Here is a 19,096-nt window from a genome sequence, read left to right on the forward strand (position 1 = left end):
ACCCCCTGGAGCCCCGCCCGGTCCGCCGGGCGGGGTTCGTCGTTGATGGCGCCGGTCGCGCCGCCCCGTCGGAGGGTCTGGCCCGCCGTGCTGGCCGCCCTGCCGGTCCTGGCCGTGCTCCTGACGCTGGGGACGTGGCAGGTTCGGCGCCTGCAGTGGAAGACGGCGCTGCTGGAGACGGTGGCGGCCGCGGAGGCCGGGCCGCCAGCGCCGCTCACCGCGAACCCGCCCGAGCTGGCGAAGCTGGAGGCGACGGGCCGCTTCCTGCATGACCGGGAATCGCTGCTGGGGGTGGAGGTGCGGAACGGCGCCCTCGGCGGTCACCTCGTCACGCCGCTGGTGACCGAGGGCCTGCCCCCGCTGCTGGTGGACCGGGGCTGGGTGCCGCTGGACCGTGCCGCGGCGCCGGTCTCGCGGCCGGATGGGCCGGTGCGCGTGACGGGCTACGCGCTGCAGGGCGTGGCGCGGGGGCTTTTCTCTCCGGCCGACGATCCGGCGGGGCGCCGGTTCTACACGGCCGATCCGGAAGCGATCGGGACGGCGCTCGGGCTTCCCGGCGTGCTGCCCTGGTTCCTCGTCGCGCTGGCGCCGGATGCAGCCGCACCCGCCGCCCTGCCGGAGCCGGCGCGCCGGCTGCCGCGACCGAACAACCCGCATCTCGGCTATGCCATCACCTGGTACGGGCTGGCCGCCGCGCTGGTCGGGGTGCTGGCCGCTTTCATCCTGTCCCGCAATCGAAGGGCCGAGGGCCCGGCCTCCGGGGTCGACGCATGAACAATGCCGCCTATGCGAGCCTGAAATCCCGCTTCGCGCGCATTGCGACGCTGGGGGAAGCGGCCGCCATGCTCCACTGGGATGCGGCGGCCGTGATGCCGCCCGGCGGCGGCGCCGCGCGGGGGGAGCAGCTGGCGGTCCTGGCCGGGCTGTCCCACGGGCTGCTGACCGCGCCGGAGGTGGCCGAGGAGCTCGACGTCGCCGGCGCGGAGGGGCCCTGGGACGAGGCGAACCTCGCGCTGATGCGGCGAACCCATCTGCGCGCTACCGCCCTGCCGGCCGAGCTGGTGGAGGCCACGGCCCGCGCGAACTCCGCTTGCGAGAAGGTGTGGCGCGAGGCCCGCGCGCGCTCGGACTTCGCGGCCGTCCGCCCCTGGCTGGAGGATGTGGTGCGGCTGCAGCGGGAGACGGCGCAGGCGCTGTCCGCCGCCACCGGACTCGCGCCCTATGACGCGCTGATGGAGGGGTATCAGCGGGGAATCGGCGCGGCCGACGTGGAGCCGGTTTTCGCGGCCTATGAGCGGTTCCTGAAGGACGCCCTTCCCCGCGCGGAGGAGATTCAGGCGCGCCGGCCCGCCCCGGCGCAGCCGGAGGGTCCCTTCCCCGCGGAGGTGCAGCGCGCGCTGTGCCGCCGTCTGTCGGAGCGGGTGGGGCTGGATTACGACCATGCGCGGCTGGACGAGAGCACCCATCCCTTCTGCGGCGGCACGCCGACGGATGTGCGGATCACCACGCGCTACGACGAGGGTGCCTTCGCCCAGGCGCTGCTCGGCGTGCTGCACGAGACCGGCCACGCGATGTACGAGCGCGGGCTGCCCGCCGCCCAGGCCCGCCAGCCCGTGGGCGAGGCGGCCGGCATGGCGGCGCATGAATCCCAGTCCCTGATCGTGGAGATGCAGGCCTGCCGTTCCGATGCCTATCTCTCCTGGCTCGGGCCTGAGTTGCACGCGGCCTTCGGCGGGGCGCCGGCGGCCTATGCGCCGTCCAACCTCGCGCGGCTCTGGCGGCGCGTGGGGCGCGGCTTCATCCGGGTGGAGGCGGATGAGCTGACCTATCCTGCCCATGTGATCCTGCGCTTCCGGCTGGAGCGGGCGCTCATCGGCCGCGACCTCGCCGTGGCGGACCTGCCGGGGGCCTGGGCGGAGGGGATGCAGGCGCTGCTCGGCATCACGCCGCCGGATGATGCGCGGGGGTGCCTGCAGGATATCCACTGGCATGACGGGGCCTTCGGATACTTCCCGTCCTACACGCTCGGCGCGATGGCGGCGGCGCAGCTCATGGCCGCGGCGCGCGCGGCGCTGCCGGGGCTGGACGAGGCGCTCGGGCGCGGCGACCTCGGGCCGCTGATGGGGTGGCTGCGCGTGTCCGTGCATGAGCGCGGCTCGCTGCTCGGCTTCCAGGAGCTGATGACGGCGGCGACCGGCCAGCCGCTCGATCCCGGGGCCTTCATGGCGCATGTGAAGGCTCGGTATCTGGAGGGGTAGGAAGGCCGGGGGAAGGAATTCCCCCGGGCCCCCTTCTCTTTTTGTCAGGCTGCCGCGGACAGGATGATGCTTGTTCCGCGGTATCCCGTGCGTCGGCGCGCGGAGCGCGAACCCTGTTGTCCGGTGCGCACGGACCGTCGCGGCAGAGCGCGTCGCTCGTGGCCATAGGGAACGCGCGCCTCGCTGTCGTGCGAAGCGCATGCATCCCAGTCACGCATGCGCGCGGCCGTTGATGCAGTTCGGTTGTCGTTGACGCGGCCGTCTTGAATCGCGATCGCGTGACGTGGACGCATCGTCATGACGCGACGCACGCGACCACCCCGTTCCCCGCACGGAATGCCGCGTCGTGAGCCTCCTCGCTCGCACCGACAGCGCGGAGGACGCCTGCATGGCGACCTATGACGATACGGCCAGCGACTGGGAACTGGCCTCGATCGGGGGCTTCGCCTTTGCCCGCTACGGCGGCGCGGGGATCTTCGGCTTCCGGCTGCGCAGCGCGAGCCTTTCCCTGAACGAGTCCTTCTTCTTCGCGTCCAGCGGGCTCGGCGTCTCCGGCGGCTCCGGCACGGGCGCCACCGCCTTCGCCGGCATCTGGTACTCCTATGTGCTGAACGGCAACTCGGTGAACCCGCTGTGCCCCTACCGGGAGAACGTGAAGGACCTGGCGCAGGACATCGCGGACCTGCCGGGGCGACTGGACCGCGAGATCCGGCGCCTCCACTCGCCCTTCTGAGCCGCGTCGGGGTGCGTCCCGACGCGGACCGACGTCAGCGGCGGTTCTCCATCACCACGAGGTAGGGCGGCCGGTCGAGCGGGGGCGGCACGAGCAGGCCCTGCGCGTCCGTCTCCACGCGCCGGCGCAGCACCACGTCGAGCGCGTTGCCGCCGATCAGGTCGACGCGGCCGGTGGTGGCAGACACGACGATGTCGCAGTGCATGGGCCGGGAGCGCCCCGTCTCCAGCATGCGGGACTGCCAGTTGGGCAGGGGAGAGGCGGAGCGGTCCCAGCAGACGAGGTCGCCGGGGCGCGGCGCGTACTCCGTGGGCGTGCGCGGGATGTAGGGCGCGTCCGCCGGGTTGGCGGCCGCCTGGGCGAACAGGCCGTCGAGGTAGAGCGCGTGGGCCGAGGCGGGGCGGAAGCCGACTGCCCCCGCTTCCTGCATCGCGTAGCTGACGAAGGCCGCCGACCAGGCGGGGTTGTTGTAGGAGGAGATGGAGACGTTCGACGGGATGACGTTGAAGCCGAGCCCCACCGCCGGATCGAGCGAGGCGGTGGTGGCGGAGGGCACCGTGATGGTGTCGCGGAAGTGGCGGTGGGCGGCGACGATGCCCGGCCCATCGCGCGTCGCGGACCAGTAGGTCATCAGACGCTCGAACAGCTCCGGCGTTGCGTCGGGCGTGCGGTCCAGCGCGACGGGCCAGCCATCCACGGTGATCCGGCCCCAGTCGCGCCACTCGCGCTCGGCGGTGGCGGCGAGGCGTTCGCCGAAGGGGCCGGCGGCGCTGCGCGTCACGGCGGCGGTGCGTGCGGGCGGCGGTTCCGATGTGGAGGCGCAGGCGGCGAGCAGGGGAAGGAGCAGGAGGGGGAAGATGCGGCGCATGTTCGGGTATCGGGCTGTTTCCGCCATGGTTTCGCCCTGGTCTCGCCTGCGCAGCAATTTCTTATTTGTTGTGTCTGTCACGACCCGCGTCGCGCGACCTTCGTCCCAAGGCCGCTCCGCGACGCATCTTTGGCCACGGATCCCGCCGTTCATCCGACGCGGGTCCAGGGAGCGCGTTCGCTCCCTGGTGGATGGGGTCTGGGGAAGGCGACGCCTTCCCCAGGGTCAGGTTCCCTCAACCGGACCCGGACAAGAGCCGCCCGGTTCGTCCCGCAGGTCGGCGGCGATGTTCCGCCGCGCCGCCTCCTCCCATCCCAGGCGGTCCGCGGTGCGCGTCCGGAAGAGTCGCGGCGCAGCCGCGACCGATTCGAGGAAGGCGCGCCGGCCGACCGAGAAGCCGGCGTCGGGCACATGCGCGAACTCCTGCCGGATGAGCGCGGTGTTCGCGGCGAAGTCGTCGGAGGCGAGGGGCTCGAGGTCGAGATCGAGAAACCAGGCACCGGCCTCGTCGGATACCGGGACGAGCGCGGCGCCCTGCCCGAGATGGTCGGCCGAGGCGATGATCCAGGTCGCGATCCGCGCGGCCCGCGCGGGCGGCAGTGCCAGGGGCGCGGCATTCGCGAGCAGGGTGGCGGCCGACTGGTACTCGTTGTCGTGGCGCGCGGCCTGCGGGCGGTAGACGATGTCGTGGAAGGCGATCGCGAGGGCGAGGTCGGCGTCCCAGTCCCGCGGCCCGTGCGCCTGATGCAGCCGCCACATCCGGCCGAGATGCCAGGCGGCGTGGTAGCGGCGCCAGGGCTCGGCCATGGCGGCGCGCACGGGCGTGGCGGCGGCCGGGGGAAGCGCCGACAGCAGGTCGGCGAAGGCGTCGTCATCCGGCGGGCGGGGCGGGGTTTCGGCGGTCATGGGGACGCTTACGGCCTCCGCGCGGTCGCCGCGAGGCTCTCCCCGACCGGGCGGTCCGGCGCGGCCGTCACGCGCTGCCGATGAAGATGCCGGCGAGCAGGACGAGCACGCCGCCGAGGACGATCTGCACGAGCGCGGCGCCGAAGGGCGTCTCCATGTAGCGCCAGCGGACCCAGGCGATGGTGACGAGCTCCAGCGCGACCACGGCGCCGGCGACGCCGGTGGCCGTCCAGAAGTCGGGGATGAGATAGGGCAGGGCGTGCCCCAGCCCGCCCAGCGCCGTGGCCAGCCCGCAGGCGAGCCCGCGCAGCCAGGGATTGCCGCGGCCGGTGATGGCGCCGTCATCCGACAGCGCCTCCGTCAGGCCCATGGAGATGCCGGCGCCGATCGAGGCGGCGAGGCCGACGAGGAAGGTCTCCCAGCTCGAATGCGTGGCGAAGGCGGCGGCGAAGATCGGCGCGAGGGTGGAGACGGAGCCGTCGATCAGTCCCGCGAGGGCGGGCTGCACGACCTGCAGCACGAAGAGGCGGCGCGCGGTCTCCGCCTCGCTCGCGCGCGCGGATTCCGTCAGATGCGTCTCGGTGAGCTGCTCCGCCCGCGCCTCGTGCTTGCGCTCGACGAGCGCGAGGTCGCCGAGGAGGCGGCGCACGTCGGTGTCGCGGGCGCGCTCGGCGGACTTCGCGTAGAACTCGCCGGCCTCCAGCTCCATGATCGCGGCCTGGCGCCGCACCGCCTCGATCCGCAGGTCTTCGGCGAGCCAGACGGGGTTGCGGCGGAGGAAGCCGCGCACGTCCTGGCGGGTGATGAGCGGCAGCTCCTTGCCGAACTTCCGCTCGTAGAGCCCGAGGAGCAGGTTCCGGTGGCCCTGCTCCTCCTCCGCCATGCCGTCGAAGATCTTCGCGGAGGCGGGGTAGTCCGGGCGCAGGCGCATCGCGAAGGTCGCGTAGATGCGCGCGTCCTCCTCCTCGTTCGCGATGGCCAGGGCGAGGGTCTCGGCCTCCGACAGCTCGGAGAAGTGCTTCATGCGATCCCACGTAACCGGTCGCGTTCGTCCCGAACAGTAGAGATTCCAAGGCGTTGGATGCGAGCGGGAGGCGTTCGCGTTTACCGGGCGCGGCCTGACGGCCACAGGCGGGACGGGACCGTTGCGGCGCCGCGCGGGCGCGATTGACAGCGCCGTCCGCGGCTCGGCTGATGCCGTCATGCGGTTTCACCGAGCCCTCGCCACGGCATCCCGCCGGAGTCTTCTGCTGGCCGCCGCGTCGCTGCCCGCCTGCGCGGCAGAGGGCCGCGGGGGGCGCAGCGCCCCGGCCGCCGGCCCGGGGGCGGCCGTTCCGGCCGCCGCGCCGCAGGGCGGGTCCGGCAGCCGCTATTTCCGGACCACGGACGGGGTGCGCCTGCACTACCTGGAGGCCGGGCGCGGGCAGCCGCTGGTGATCGTGCCCGGCTGGTCCATGCCCGCCTGGATCTTCGAGCCGCAGCTGCGCGGGCTCTCCTCCCGCTACCGGGTCATCGTGCTCGACCCGCGCGGCCAGGGGGAGTCGGAGATCGCACCGGGCGGCTACCACCATGTCCGCCGCGGCCAGGACATCGGCGACCTGCTGGACCATCTGCGGCTGGGGCAGGCGGTGGTGATGGGCTGGTCGCTCGGCGTGCTCGACACGCTGGCCTATGTCCATGAGGCCGGGGATTCGCGGATCGCCGGCCTGATCCTGGTGGACAACTCGATCGGGGAGGACCCGCCGCCGACCGCGGCGGGGCCGCGGATTCCCGGTCCCCGGCTGGAGCGGGCGGAGGCGATGCGCCGCTTCGTCCGCACGATGTTCAGCACGCCGCAGCCGCAATCCTATCTCAACCGCCTGACCGAGGAGGCGCTGCGCCTGCCGCCCGATGCGAGCCGCGCGCTGCTCTCCTACCCCGTGCCGCGCACCTACTGGCGTGAGGCGGTGTACTCGACGAACAAGCCGGTCCTCTACGCCGTGCGCCCGCGTTTCGAGGGGCAGGCGGCGAACCTGCAGCGCCGCCACCCGAATGCGGAGACGGTGATCTTCCGGGATGCCGGCCACGCCCTGTTCGTGGACGAGCCGGAGCGCTTCAACGGCCTTGTCGCCGACTTCATCCGCCGGAGAATCCCGACGTGAGCGAGCCCGATCGCCGAGGGGCGGGGTCCGAGGGCCTGGACCGGTTCCCGGTGGGCCGCCGAGCGGCGCATCGGCCGGCGCCGGTGGCCGATGACGGCATGAGCCGGGCCGCGGGCCATGGCACCCGGGCCGGCCTCGCGACCCTGGCGCCGCTCTTCCTCGTCTCGCTGGCGGCGGTCGGGTTCGAGATCGCGCTCGCCCGCTACTTCGCCGTCGCCCAGTGGTCGGAGTACGGCTACTGGGTCATCTCCATCGCGATGGTCGGCTTCGCGCTGTCCGGCGCGACCATGGCGCTGGGGCGGGACGGCTTCGTGCGGCACGGGGAGTTCCTGCGCGCGGTGCTGCCGCCGCTGCTGGTGGTCGCGGCGGCGGTCGGCTTCCACTTCGTCGTCACCAATCCGTTCAACCCGCTGCAGCTGCAGAACGCGGCGACCTGGGTGACGCAGATCTGGAACATCGCCGGCTACTACGCCGCGCTGTTCCCGTTCTTCTTCCTGACAGGGCTCTACATCTCGCTGTGCTTCGTGCTGAACAGCGCGGAGGTCGGGCGGGTCTATGGCTGGGACCTGCTGGGCGCGGGCGCGGGGTCGGTGACGGCGCTCGGGCTCATGGCCGTGCTGAACCCCTTCTATCTTCTGCCCGCGCTGCTGGTGCCGCTGGCCCTGGCGGCGCTCTTCGTGGCGCCGTCCTGGCCGCGGCGGTGGCGGATCGGGGTGCCGGTCGCGACGCTGCTCGCGCTGGTGGCGGGGGAGGCGGTGCTGCTGCTCGGGCCCGGCGGGCACTTCAACGACTTCAAGGCGATCTTCGCGCCGATGAACACGCCGGACGCCCGCATCCTGGCGGAGCGGCGCCTGCCGCGCGGCCATTACCTGTTGCTCGATGACTTCCTGGAGCGGGTGGACACGGACATCTCCAACAACGCGGGGATGCTCGGCCTGCCGGGGCCACCGGCCTCCTTCGGGCTCTACCGCGACGGCAACCGCATCGCCTCCCTGCCGAAGCCGGGGGAGTTCGACGTGGGCTACGCGCCCTCCGCGCTCGATGCGCTGCCCTATGCGCTGCGTCCCGGTGCCTCGGTGCTGATGGCCGGTGGGTCGGGCGGGTTCCGGCCGATGGCGGCGCTGTCCCTCGGCGCCGGCGCGGTGCGGGTGCTGGAGCCGGAGCCGGTGCTGCGGGATGCGCTGCTGAACGGGCTCGCGACCTCGCCGGCGCTGCCGGCCGATGAGCGGCTGCGCGTTTCGGGGGAATCCCCGCTCGCCGCCATGCTGGCCGGGACGCGCTACGGGCTGATCGACATCTCCGCCGACTTCCTCGACGCCGGGGAGGTGAACGCGACGGCCTTCACGGCGGAGGCCGTGAAGGCGGCCATGGGGGCGCTGGAGCCGGGCGGCATCCTGTCCATTCCCGTCTCCATCCGGGAGTTCCCGGTCTATGCCGCGCGCGTTCTGGCGACCGTGCGGGCGGGGCTGCTGGCGGCGGGGATCGCCGACCCGCCCTCCCACGTCCTGGCCTATCGCTCGGCGTGGAGCGTGCGGATCCTCGCCTCGAACCGGCCCTGGTCGGCCGAGGACGTCGCGGCGATGCGGCGCTGGGCGGCGGAGCGGTCCTTCGACATCTCCCATCACCCCGGGCTGGACGTGGCGGCGGAGCGCGCGCACCTGTTCAACGATCTGCCGGCTATGTCCTTCGACACGGGGCAGGTGGCGTCCGACGGGCCGCGCGACGCGCTGGCGGACGAGGCGGCGGCGATCCTGGCGGGCCAGCCCACGGCGACGGGGGAGGCCTTCTCGCTCGATCCCGTCACGCTCGACCGGCCGCCCTTCTTCGCCGCCCTCTACCTCTCCCGCGCGGCCACGCTGCTGGAGCGGCTGGAGGTGCTGCCGCAGCAGGAGATCGGGGCGCTGATCAACCTCGCCGTGCTGGCGCAGGCCTTCGTCATCGCGGGGCTGGTGCTGCTGGTGCCGCTGCTGGGCGGGGCGCGGCTGCGCGGGGGCGCGGGGGTCGCGCGGCCCATCCTCTACTTCGCGGCGCTCGGCCTCGGCTTCCTGATGATCGAGATCGTGGCGATCGAGCGGGCGTCGCTGCTGCTGAACGACCGCACGGCGGGCTTCGCCCTCGTGCTGACGGGGATGCTCGTCTTCTCCGGGCTCGGCTCCATGCTGGCGGGCGGGCAGGAGGCGGCGCCGGGTCGGGCGCTGGCCCTCTGCACCGCCGTCGTCATCGCCTGGGGCGCGGCGCTCGCCTTCCTGGCGGAGCCGCTGCTGCTGCGGGCGATGGACCTGCCCTGGGCGGTACGGGCGACGATCGTGCTGGTGGCGGTGGCGCCGGTCTCCGTCGCGCTCGGGATGTTCTTCCCGCTGGGGCTGGCGCGCGTCGCCACCCTGTCCGGGAGCTTCCTGCCCTGGGCCTGGGGGCTGAACGGCGCCTTCTCTGTGGTGGCCACGCCACTCGCGAACCTGATGGCGCGCGAGCTGGGGCTTGAGGCAATTGTTCTCACGGCGCTGTTACTTTATGCCACAGCCTATCTTTCCTTCCCCGCCGAAAGGGTCCGGCGCCATGCGGCTGCCATCCTCCAGCCTGACACGCCGTAGCCTTCTGGGGGCCGCGGGAGCGATCGCCGGGGCGGCGGTCCTGCCCGCCCGCGCCGCGGTGAATGCCGGGGAGGGCTGGACCCACCAGGCCTTCACCGACGCGATGCGCGCCGGTGGCCGCAACACGAACCTGACGCCGCAGCAATTCGCCGCCATCCAGGCGCGCCGGCCGCAGGCCCTGGCGCGGATCGAGCGCTACCTGCGGGAGCGCCTGGGCTCCGCCGATCCCGCTGTGATGCGCGCCTTCGGCGAGGTGCCGCGCGAGTACTACCACTACCTCTATTCCGGGAATCTCTCGACCGCGAACGACGCGTATGAGGCGGATCCGAAGCCATGGGGCCTCGGCTATGGTTCCGCGCTGTCCGACTATCTCGGGCAGGCCTACATGACGCAGATCTGCCAGCCGAAGCCGGGCGACGTGACGCTCGAGATCGGCACGGGCAGCGGCTTCCAGTCCTCCCTGCTGTCGCGGATCGTGGCGCGCTCCTATTCGATCGAGGTGATCGAGCCGCTGGGGCGCGCGGTGGGCCGCATCTTCCAGCCGCTGGGCTACGACAACGTCCAGACGAAGGTCGGGGACGGGTACTTCGGCTGGCCGGAGGTCGAGGGCGGCTTCGACATCATCATCGTCACCTGCGCCGCCCAGTACGCGCCGCCCGAGCTGTTCCGCCAGCTGAAGCCCGGCGGCCGGATGATCATCCCGATCGGCCAGCCCTTCCGGCGGGGCCAGGTGCTCTACGTCTACACGAAGGACGCGGAGGGGAAGGTGCATTCCCGCCGGGACGTGGGCGTGTTCTTCATCCCGATGACCGGGGCCGTGCAGCAGCGGCCCGCGCCGCGCGAGGTGCCGGGCGCGGCGCCCGCGCCGGCAGCCTCCACGGCGGCCCCGGCCGAGCGCGGCGGCAGCCGCACCGCGGGCTCCTCCGGTGAGCCGGATCAGCAGGGGCCCGCCGCGGCGCCCTGATCCATCCCGGGCGGGGGAGGGCGGCGCCGCTCCCCGGCCAGCGGGGACGGGACCGGCGGGAGACACCCGCAGGAAAGCTGCTGCGACGCCTTCGCAGCCCGAGGCCCCTGGTGTAATCCGGGGCCGGCCCGGCGCGACCGAGGATGCGGTGGGCCTCGCGCCGGAGCCGTCCCTTGTTCCATGCCCTGTCCAACCCGCGCGCGCCCCGCGCCGCGGAGCCCCGCCCCGCGTGTGCCGCCCCGCGACGGGCCGTTCTCGCCACCCTTGGCGCCCTCCTCGCCGGGCGGGCCTCGGCCGAGGACGAGGCGCCCGTCCTCGCCATCTACGGGGACAGCCAGGCCCAGGGCCTGTCCGCTTCCCTCCGCGGCCCGACGCGGGGGCGCTACCGCCTGCTGAACCGCACCAAGCCCGCGACCGGCGTGGCCCAGGCGGCCTATGACTGGGTACAGGCGCTGCGGGATTCCGTGGCGGCGGACCGGCCGGCGGTCGCCATCATGATGTTCGGCGCGAATGACCGCGTGCCCGCCCGCCTGCCGGATGGCCGCAACCTGCCGTTCCGGGGGGAGCCCTGGCTGGCCTATTACCGCGAGCGCATCGCCGCCATGGTCCGCGTGCTGAGCGAGGCCGGGGTGCTGATCGTCTGGTGCGGCAACCCGCTCTCCCGCGAGCAGGGCTATGCCCGCGACATGGCCTATCTGAACGACCTGTTCCGGCAGGCGCTGCCGGAGCAGGGCGCGGTGTGGGTGGACCTGTGGAACGTCGCCTCGGACGCGAACGGGGCCTACCAGTCCCACGGGGCGGGGGTGGATGGACGGGTGCAGCGCCTGCGCAACGACGACGGCATCCACTTCACCACGGCCGGGTATGACCTGGTGGCGCGGCGGGTGATGCAGAGCGTGGACGGGATCGTCGCGGCGGCCCGGACACAGCCGGCTGCGCCGCCGGCGGCGCCTCCCCCGGCCGCAGCGGCCCTGCCTCCCCCGGCGGCCACGCCTCCGACGGCCACACCTCCGGCGGCCCCGCCGGCCGAGACGCCCTCGCCCTCCGCCGAGACGCCGGCCGAGGGGCGGGGCGCGGCGCTGCGCGGGATCGGCGGGGCGCTGGGGATGGCGATGCTGGTGCTGGCGGGCTGCGACACCGCGCCCCCACCGCGGCCGCCGGTCTCCGCCGCCGGGCTGGCGCCCTTCCACGCGGCGCTGGCCGAGCTGGAATCCGGCACCCGCCGCGAGCCGGTGGTGGTGCTCCAGCTCGGCGACAGCCATTCGGCCAACGACGCCTTCGGCACCCGCATGCGGGAAGGGCTGGGCGAGCGCTTCGGCCTCGCGGGGCGCGGGCCGCTGGCACCGGGCGTGCCGTTTCGCACCTATGACCCGAGCCTCGTGCGCGTGACGGCCGATCCGGGCTGGCAGGCGATCGGCAGCCTGTCCCCGAACAATCCCGGGCCCTTCGGGATCGCCGGCGTGCGCCAGCGGGCCGATGCCGGCGGCGCCACGATGACGCTGGAGACGCAGGTCGAGGGGGGGCTGGCCCGTGCGGAGGTGGAGGTCCTGCGCCAGCCCGGAGGCGGCGGCCTGGAGGTGACGGTGGATGGCCGCCCGGCCGGCCGCATCGGGACGGATGGCGCGGGCGGGGCCGATTTCATCAAGCTGCCGACCTCCGCCGCGACCCGGCAGGTGACGCTGCGCTCGGCCGGCGACGGGCCGGTGGAGCTGCTGGGCTGGAGCGCCGCGCGGGAATCCGCCGGCATCCTCTACGCCAATCTCGGCACGATCGGCGCGACGATCGACACGGCGCGCCGCTGGGACCCGGCGATCGTGCGGACGGAGCTGGCGCATCTCCGGCCCTCCCTCATCCTCGTCGCCTTCGGCACGAATGAGGGGTTCCGGGAGGAGCTGGACGTGCCGGCCTATGCCCGCCGCTACGCGGAGACGGTGCGGGCCTGGCAGGCGGCCGCCCCGGGCGCGGCGGTGGTGGTGATGGGCCCGGCCGACGGCGACTGGCGCGCCGGCCGCCCCGGCCCCCGCGCCGCGGAGGAGTGCCCGGAGCCCGGGCGGGGCTGGCGCAAGCCGCCGAACCTCTCCCCGGTGCGGGAGGCGCAGCGGGCCGTGGCGCGCGAGAATGGCTGGCACTTCTGGGACTGGTCCGCCGCCATGGGCGGGAACTGCGCCATGCACCGCTGGACCGAGGAGGTGCCGCCCCTGGCCGCGCCGGATCACGTGCATCTTCGCAGCGCGGGCTATCGCCGCACGGCGGAGTCCCTGCTGCGCGACCTGCTGGAGGGCTATGACCGTCAGCGCCGGAGCGGTGCGCCCCGCGTCTGATGCTTTTCCCGACCCTCGACTTCCTCGTCTTCTTCGCGGGCGTCGTCCTCGGCCTGCTGCTGCTGCGCGGCCGGCACGGGGCGAGCAAGCTGTTCCTGCTCGCCGCGAGCTACGTGTTCTACGCGCAGTGGAACTGGCGCTACTGCGCGCTGCTGGCCGCGGCGTCGGTGGTGGCGTGGGTGGGGGGGCTCGCGCTCGGGCGGACGGAGGATCCGCGCGCGCGGCGCTGGATCACCGGCACGGCGGTCACGCTGCTGCTCGGGCTGCTGGCCTTCTTCAAGTACTACGACTTCTTCACCGAGAACCTGAACGAGGCGGCGCGGGTGCTGGGCGCCGACTGGCGCATCCCCTTCATCGAGGTGATCCTGCCGGTCGGCGTGTCCTTCTTCGTCTTCCACGGCATCTCCTATGTCGTGGACGTGCACCGCCGGGACGTCGGGGTCTGCCGGCGGCTGACGGACATGCTGCTCTACCTGTCCTTCTTCCCGCAGCTCGTCGCGGGGCCGATCGTGCGGGCGGCGGCCTTCCTGCCGCAGCTCGCGACGCCGCAGCCGCCGCTGCCGATCGCGCCGGCGCTGATCCTCATCGTCGGCGGGCTGTTCAAGAAGGTGATCATCGCGAACGAGCTCGCGACCGGGCTGGTCGATCCTGTGTTCTTCGATCCGGCCAGCTTCGGGCGGGGGGACCTGCTGCTGGCGGCCTATGCCTACGCCGTTCAGATCTACTGCGACTTCTCCGCCTATTCGGACATCGCGACGGGGCTGGCGATGCTGCTCGGCTACCGATTCCCGCCGAACTTCAACCAGCCCTACCGGGCGGCGTCCCTCGCGGAGTTCTGGCGGCGCTGGCACATCTCCCTGTCCTCCTGGCTGCGGGACTATCTCTACAAGCCGCTCGGCGGAAGTCGGCGGGGGGAGGGGCGGACGGCGGCGAACCTGGCCACCGTCATGCTGCTGGGCGGTATCTGGCACGGGGCGGCGTGGAAGTTCATCGCCTGGGGGGCGCTGCACGGCGGCGGGCTGATCGTGGAGCGCTGGCTCGGCCTGCGGGATACGGGCACGCGGCCCTGGTTCCTGCGGCTGCTGTCGATTCTTGTGGTGTTCCATCTCGTCTGCCTCGCCTGGATCTTCTTCCGGGCGGACAGCTTCTCCACGGCCTGGGACTTCCTAACGGGGCTGGCGGGGAATGGGGCGGCGGTGGCGCAGGCCACGGCCTTCACGGCGTCGCTGGTCGCCTTCGGGCTGCTGCTGCACGCCCTGCCGCCGGACCTGCCGCAGCGGCCCGCCGCCGCGCTGGAGCGGCTGCCGCGCTGGGCGCTGGGCGCGATCGCCGGGGCGGCGGTGCTGCTGATCGACGCGCTCGGCCCGCGCGGCGTCGCGCCGTTCATCTACTTCCAGTTCTGACGACGCCCCTCTGACCATGCACGTTCCGCCGCCGCCCCCTGCGCCCGAGACCGCTGCCGCCCCGCCGGGCCGGCGGACCGGGATCGGCGCGGTCGCGCAGGTGCTGGCCGCGGGCCTCGTCGTGGGCTTGCTGCTGGGCGCGACGCCGCTCCGCAACTGGGCCGAGAGCCACGAGGCGCCGGAGCCCGTGCTGTCCGTCCTGCGTGGCTGGGAGGAGGCGAACCCGCTCTCCGGCTGGTTCGAGGCGGTGCGGGCGGCGGTGGAGACGCTGCGCCAGCCCTGACCGGGGCCCGGCGGCGATGGGCCGGCCCGTGGCGGGGCGTGCCGCATTTCCCCCCGAATCGGCGCGGATGCTCCCGTCCGGAGAGGATGCTAGTCTGATCGCCCATGCCTGACGCCAGCGGCCCCCTGACTGCCGAGCTGCCGCCAACGGTCCCGCGGGAGCGGCGCGGGACGGGCTGGCGCATCTCCCCCCTGCTGCGGCGCATCCTGCTGGTGAACGCGCTGCCGCCCGTGCTGCTGGCGGGGGCGCTGCTCTACATCGACACCTACCAGGACGCGCTCCTGGCGGCGGAGGTGCAGGGGTTGCGCACGCAGGCCCGCATCTACGCCAACGGCATCGCGGAGGCCGCCGTCCGCCTGCAGGACGATCGCGCCACGCTCTCGCCCGACGCGGCGCGGCCGCTGCTGCGGCGTCTGACCGAGCCGTCCCCGGGGACGCAGGCGAAGCTGTTCGACAACACCGGCCTGCTGGTGGCCGACAGCCGTGTACGGGAGGGGCCGGACGGCGCGATCGTGACGGAGCCCCTGCCACCCCCCGGCCGTCCGGGGCCGGTCGCGGGCACGCTCGGCGGGCTGTATGACCGCGTGCTGGACTGGCTGCCCCGCCCGCGCGTGCGCGGCCCCGCCGTGGTGGTGGACGAGAGCGCGGACCCCCCATCCTTCGACTGGCAGCCCGACCTCGGGCCCGAGCGTCGGGAGGAGCTGCGGATCGCGCTGGAGGGCGGGGTGAACCCCTATGTCCGCCGCACCGCGGACGGGCGGCTTCTCGTCTCGGTCGCGGAGCCCGCGCGGCGCGGCAACCAGTCCGTGGGCATCGTGCTCCTGACCCGGGAGGCGCGGGAGGTGGACCAGCGGCTGATGGAGATCCGCGGCTCCGTGCTCGTGCTCTTCATCCTCGCGCTCGTGCTGACGGTGGCGCTGTCGCTCTACCTCGCGCGGACGCTGGCGACGCCGATGCTCGAGCTCGCCTCCGCGGCGGCGGCGATGCGGCAGGGCAAGGGGCGCGCCGGGTCCGTACCGGGACCGCTGATGCGGCGGCAGGACGAGATCGGGGTGTTGGCGCGGGACCTGCAGACGAGCGCCAACGCGCTCTGGGCCCGAGTGGACGCGAACGAGCAGTTCGCCGCCGATGTCGCGCACGAGTTGCGCAATCCCCTGACCTCCGTCCGCTCGGCGATCGAGACGCTGCGGCGGGTGGACAATCCGGAGCAGCAGAAGCGGCTGCTGGCGATCATCGCGGAGGACGCGGTGCGGATGGACCGGCTGATCGGCGACATCTCCGACAGCTCCCGCGTGGACGCCGAGCTGTCCCGCGCCATCGCGGAGCCGGTGGACATCGCCCCCATCCTCGGCACCCTGACGGAGCTGCACGCCGCGACGCGCGGGGAGGGCGACCCTTCGGTGGAGCTGGACGCGCCGCCCGTGCTCATCGTGCGCGGGGTGGAGGGGCGGCTGGTGCAGGTGTTCCGCAACCTGCTGGGGAACGCGCTGTCCTTTTCCCCATCCGGCGGGCGGGTGCATGTCCGGGCGCGGCTGACCGGGGCGATGGCCGAGATTTCCATCGAGGACGAGGGGCCCGGCATCCCCGAGGCGAAGCTGGAGAGCATCTTCAGCCGCTTCTACTCCGAGCGCCCGAGCGGCGAGCGCTTCGGCCAGCATTCCGGGCTCGGCCTCTCCATCTCCCGGCAGATCGTCGAGGGGCTGGGCGGGCGGATCATGGCGGAGAACCGGCGCCGGCCGGATGGCGGGATCGCGGGGGCGCGCTTCGTGGTGCGGCTGCCGGCCGTCTGAGGGCGGGCGAGGATCCTGATCGGTTGCGCTGGTGGCTCTGGGGAGAGGGAGAAGGAATTCTCCCTCTCCCCAGACCCCTCACCCTCATCTCTTTCTATCGGGCTGCCGCGGAAGGCGGACACGGGGTCGCGCCTCGGGTCAGTGACCCGAGGCGAGGCTGCTGTCAGCGCGGTTGGATCTGAGGTCGTCTGCCCGCTGCGCGGGCGGGCTCCGCTGTCCGCGGCAGCCCGATAGAAAAAGATGAGTGGGGGTCCGGGGGAGAGAATTCCTTCTCTCCCCCGGGGTCGTTCGCGGAACCGGCCCGATCGTCAGCGTGCCGGGGCGGGCGTCGGCGCGCGGTCGTTCCGAACGTGGATCGGCCAGTCAAAGACGTATTCCATGACCACGAAGGCCGCGACGAGCGCGAGGGCGAGGAGCATCAGGGTCAGGCCGAGGCCCGATGAGGGGCTGCGCCATCCGTGCAGCAGGGAATCCATGGTTGCCTCCCGGTGAACGTGAACGCCTCGGGGCGGCCGTGCCGGCTCATTCCCGGGCGGTGGGAGCATAGGCGTTCAGGGACCCTCCCCGCCATCGGAACCGGTGTCCGACGCGTCACGCCGTAATGGGCGGCTGGCGGGCTGCCCAGCGGGGCTGCCAGTCACGCCCGCCGATCCAGCCCTCCAGGCTCGCGGCGTCCGCCGGGCCGCCGGACAGGGCCTGCACCGTCCGCCAGGCGAGGGCGAGCATGCAGGAGAGCACGGGGGCGCCGCCGAGGCGGGGATGCGCGAGGATGGGCCGCAGCGTGGGCATGCCCGTGCCCAGCATCACCACCGCGTCCAGGCCCGTGGGGTCCAGCGCCTCCAGCGCGGCCTGGGCACCGGCGCCGTCCATCGCGTAGATCGGGTGGAACACGCCCTCCTTCAGGGCAGAGCCGGAGACGCGCGCCACCTCGAAGCCGCAGGCTTCCCAGTAGCCGATGCCGGCCCGCGTCAGCCCGTCCGGATAGGGGGAGACGAGGCCGATCCGGCGCGCGCCGAGCGCGTGCAGGGCGTCCCGCACCGCCTGTCCCGCGGTGACCACCGGGATGCCGCGGGCGGCTTCCATGCGGGCGACGAGCGCCTCTTCCTCCTCCGGCCCGGCGTAGTAGGAGGCGCCGGTGCAGGCAAAGGCGACCGCCCCGATCGGCGCGTTGGCGAACTGGGAGACGGCGCCGGGCAGGTCCCGCAGGTAGTCCAGCAGGCGTTCCTCGATGGTCGGCTTCGGGCTGGTGAGGCGGGCGTTCAGCATGGCGACGCCCGGGGGCCAGAGGACTGCGAATTCCGGCTCCACCGTCGTGTTCGCCTGCGGCGTCAGGACGCCCACCAGGCCGTGGGGGGCGTATTCGAGGGACATGCGGCGGGAACCTCCCTGGGCGGTGCCGGGCATGATATCGCTGCGCGAGGGTTCTGGCGTGGGGAAGACCGGGGGAAGGGCTCAGGCAGCGCCTTCGCCCCCGACCCTCATCTCCTTTTGTCGGGCTGCCGCGAACGAGCTCAGAACGATCTCGCGACGGCCTGATGGAAATCGATGAGGGGGCGGGGAGGCGAAGGCACTGCCTGAGCCCTTCTCCCCGATCTTTTCTCGTCCGCGCCCCGGATGACGCGGAAAGGTTGGGCGTGGCGGAACAGAAGGTCACGATCGTGGGCGCCGGCCCCGTGGGGCTGACGCTGGCGGTGCTGCTGCATCGGGCCGGGATTCCCGTCACCGTGCTGGAGGCCGGTTCCGCCATCGCGGAGGAGCTGCGGGCCTCCACCTTCCATCCGCCGACGCTCGACTTCCTGGATGCGCTGGGCGTGGCGGCGCCGCTGGTCGCGCAGGGGCTGGTGACGCCGGAATGGCAGATCCGGCTGCACGAGACGGGGGAGCGGGCCGTCTTCGATCTGTCCGTGCTGCGGGAGGACACGGCGCATCCGTATCGATTGCAGGCGGAGCAGCACAAGCTGTCCCATCTGCTGCTGGCGATGCTGCCGGAGGGCACGGTGCGCTTCGCCGCGCCCGTCGTGTCCGCCGTGCAGGATGCGAGGGGCGCGACGCTGACGCTGGAGAGCGGCGAGAGGGTCCGCGCGGCCTATGCCGCGGGATGCGACGGGGCGCGCAGCATCGTGCGCCGGGCGATGGACCTCGAATTTCCGGGCGACACCTATCCCGAGACGACGATCCTCGCGACCACGCCGTTTCCGTTCCACGAGGTGATGCCGGGGCTGTCCAACGTGAACTACGTCTGGACGGAGCGGCCGGAGTTTTCCGGCACCTTCTCCCTTCTGCGCGTGCCGGGGAAATGGCGGGCGAGCCTGCACACCGCACCGGACGAATCCGTGGAGGAGGCGCTGCGGCCGGAGGCGGTGGAGCGGAAGCTCCAGGCCATCCATCCGAAGCCCACGCCCTATGAGGTGCCGGATCTTCGTCCCTATCGCATCCACCAGCGCATCGCGGGGGATTACCGGAAGGGGCGGCTGGTGCTGGCGGGGGATTCCGCGCATCTCAACTCGCCTTCCGGCGGGATGGGGATGAATGGCGGCATCCACGACGCCTTCGAACTGGCGGAGACGCTGGTGGCGGTGCTGAGCGGTGCGGATGACGGGCTGTTGGACCGGTATACGCGGCGGCGCCGGCCGGTGGCGGAGCGCGAGATCATCGCGCAGGCCGACCGCAACCGCGCCCGGATGCGGGAGCGCGATCCGGGGCGGCGCCGCGCGATGCTGGCGGAGATGCAGGCGCTGTGCGCCGATCGCGAGCGGCTGCGGGCGCACCTGCTGCGCACCTCGATGATCACCGGCCTGCGTGACGCGGCCCGGGTTGAATAGGGAGTTGTGGAGTTGG

At 73.2% G+C, this 19,096-nt stretch carries 16 protein-coding genes; 11 read left to right on the forward strand and 5 right to left on the reverse strand.

The window, feature by feature from the left end:
• Window positions 1-45 precede the first annotated feature (45 nt).
• The 3 genes from ACP6CK_RS19550 to ACP6CK_RS19560 all read left to right on the forward strand — a co-directional run bounded on the left by ACP6CK_RS19550 (window position 46) and on the right by ACP6CK_RS19560 (window position 2,991).
• Window positions 46-774 carry an SURF1 family protein gene (locus ACP6CK_RS19550; RefSeq protein ID WP_426954975.1) on the forward strand — a complete coding sequence of 243 codons (729 nt, stop codon included), beginning with the start codon at window positions 46-48 and terminating at the stop codon, window positions 772-774.
• Window positions 771-2,258, forward strand: a complete 1,488-nt coding sequence (locus ACP6CK_RS19555) for a carboxypeptidase M32 (protein WP_426954976.1) — start codon at window positions 771-773, stop codon at window positions 2,256-2,258. The genes ACP6CK_RS19550 and ACP6CK_RS19555 overlap by 4 nt, the downstream gene beginning before the upstream one ends.
• Before the next feature lie 346 nt (window positions 2,259-2,604).
• Window positions 2,605-2,991 (forward strand): hypothetical protein, encoded by a 387-nt coding sequence (locus ACP6CK_RS19560; RefSeq protein WP_426954977.1) that lies wholly within the window; start codon window positions 2,605-2,607, stop codon window positions 2,989-2,991.
• A 34-nt stretch (window positions 2,992-3,025) separates the two neighbouring features.
• Here ACP6CK_RS19560 and ACP6CK_RS19565 read toward each other — a convergent pair whose 3' ends face one another.
• The 3 genes from ACP6CK_RS19565 to mbfA form a co-directional block, all read right to left on the reverse strand.
• A complete protein-coding gene (locus ACP6CK_RS19565) occupies window positions 3,026-3,886 on the reverse strand; it encodes a DUF2272 domain-containing protein (protein ID WP_426954978.1) in 861 nt (286 codons plus the stop codon).
• Between the two features lie 198 nt (window positions 3,887-4,084).
• Window positions 4,085-4,765 carry an HD domain-containing protein gene (locus tag ACP6CK_RS19570; protein ID WP_426954979.1) on the reverse strand — a complete coding sequence of 227 codons (681 nt, stop codon included), beginning with the start codon at window positions 4,763-4,765 and terminating at the stop codon, window positions 4,085-4,087.
• Window positions 4,766-4,832: 67 nt separating this feature from the next.
• Complete coding sequence (gene mbfA, locus ACP6CK_RS19575; protein WP_426954980.1) at window positions 4,833-5,789, reverse strand: iron exporter MbfA; 957 nt, start codon at window positions 5,787-5,789, stop codon at window positions 4,833-4,835.
• A 178-nt stretch (window positions 5,790-5,967) separates the two neighbouring features.
• Between mbfA and ACP6CK_RS19580 the strand changes: the two genes are divergently transcribed.
• The 7 genes from ACP6CK_RS19580 to ACP6CK_RS19610 all read left to right on the forward strand — a co-directional run bounded on the left by ACP6CK_RS19580 (window position 5,968) and on the right by ACP6CK_RS19610 (window position 16,258).
• On the forward strand, window positions 5,968-6,906 hold the full coding sequence (locus ACP6CK_RS19580) for an alpha/beta fold hydrolase (RefSeq protein WP_426954981.1): 939 nt from the start codon (window positions 5,968-5,970) through the stop codon (window positions 6,904-6,906).
• Complete coding sequence (locus ACP6CK_RS19585) at window positions 6,903-9,497, forward strand: hypothetical protein (RefSeq protein ID WP_426954982.1); 2,595 nt, start codon at window positions 6,903-6,905, stop codon at window positions 9,495-9,497. The genes ACP6CK_RS19580 and ACP6CK_RS19585 overlap by 4 nt, the downstream gene beginning before the upstream one ends.
• Window positions 9,463-10,461, forward strand: a complete 999-nt coding sequence (locus tag ACP6CK_RS19590) for a protein-L-isoaspartate O-methyltransferase family protein (protein ID WP_426954983.1) — start codon at window positions 9,463-9,465, stop codon at window positions 10,459-10,461. Before ACP6CK_RS19585 ends, ACP6CK_RS19590 begins: the two co-directional genes overlap by 35 nt.
• Before the next feature lie 173 nt (window positions 10,462-10,634).
• Window positions 10,635-12,782, forward strand: a complete 2,148-nt coding sequence (locus ACP6CK_RS19595; protein WP_426954984.1) for a GDSL-type esterase/lipase family protein — start codon at window positions 10,635-10,637, stop codon at window positions 12,780-12,782.
• Window positions 12,782-14,185, forward strand: coding sequence for an MBOAT family O-acyltransferase (locus ACP6CK_RS19600; protein ID WP_426954985.1), 1,404 nt, complete (start codon window positions 12,782-12,784; stop codon window positions 14,183-14,185). The genes ACP6CK_RS19595 and ACP6CK_RS19600 overlap by 1 nt, the downstream gene beginning before the upstream one ends.
• Before the next feature lie 16 nt (window positions 14,186-14,201).
• A complete protein-coding gene (locus tag ACP6CK_RS19605) occupies window positions 14,202-14,468 on the forward strand; it encodes a hypothetical protein (RefSeq protein ID WP_426954986.1) in 267 nt (88 codons plus the stop codon).
• 104 nt (window positions 14,469-14,572) lie between these two features.
• Window positions 14,573-16,258: a stimulus-sensing domain-containing protein gene (locus tag ACP6CK_RS19610; RefSeq protein WP_426954987.1), complete on the forward strand. Its 1,686-nt coding sequence runs from the start codon at window positions 14,573-14,575 to the stop codon at window positions 16,256-16,258.
• Window positions 16,259-16,566: 308 nt separating this feature from the next.
• Here ACP6CK_RS19610 and ACP6CK_RS19615 read toward each other — a convergent pair whose 3' ends face one another.
• On the reverse strand, window positions 16,567-16,734 hold the full coding sequence (locus tag ACP6CK_RS19615) for a hypothetical protein (RefSeq protein WP_426954988.1): 168 nt from the start codon (window positions 16,732-16,734) through the stop codon (window positions 16,567-16,569).
• 115 nt (window positions 16,735-16,849) lie between these two features.
• Window positions 16,850-17,662, reverse strand: coding sequence for a maleate cis-trans isomerase family protein (locus tag ACP6CK_RS19620; RefSeq protein ID WP_426954989.1), 813 nt, complete (start codon window positions 17,660-17,662; stop codon window positions 16,850-16,852).
• 131 nt (window positions 17,663-17,793) lie between these two features.
• Between ACP6CK_RS19620 and ACP6CK_RS19625 the strand changes: the two genes are divergently transcribed.
• On the forward strand, window positions 17,794-19,080 hold the full coding sequence (locus tag ACP6CK_RS19625) for an FAD-dependent monooxygenase (RefSeq protein ID WP_426954990.1): 1,287 nt from the start codon (window positions 17,794-17,796) through the stop codon (window positions 19,078-19,080).
• Window positions 19,081-19,096: the final 16 nt, after the last annotated feature.

This window comes from Muricoccus radiodurans (genome assembly GCF_050154705.1).
GTDB lineage: Bacteria > Pseudomonadota > Alphaproteobacteria > Acetobacterales > Acetobacteraceae > Roseomonas > Roseomonas radiodurans.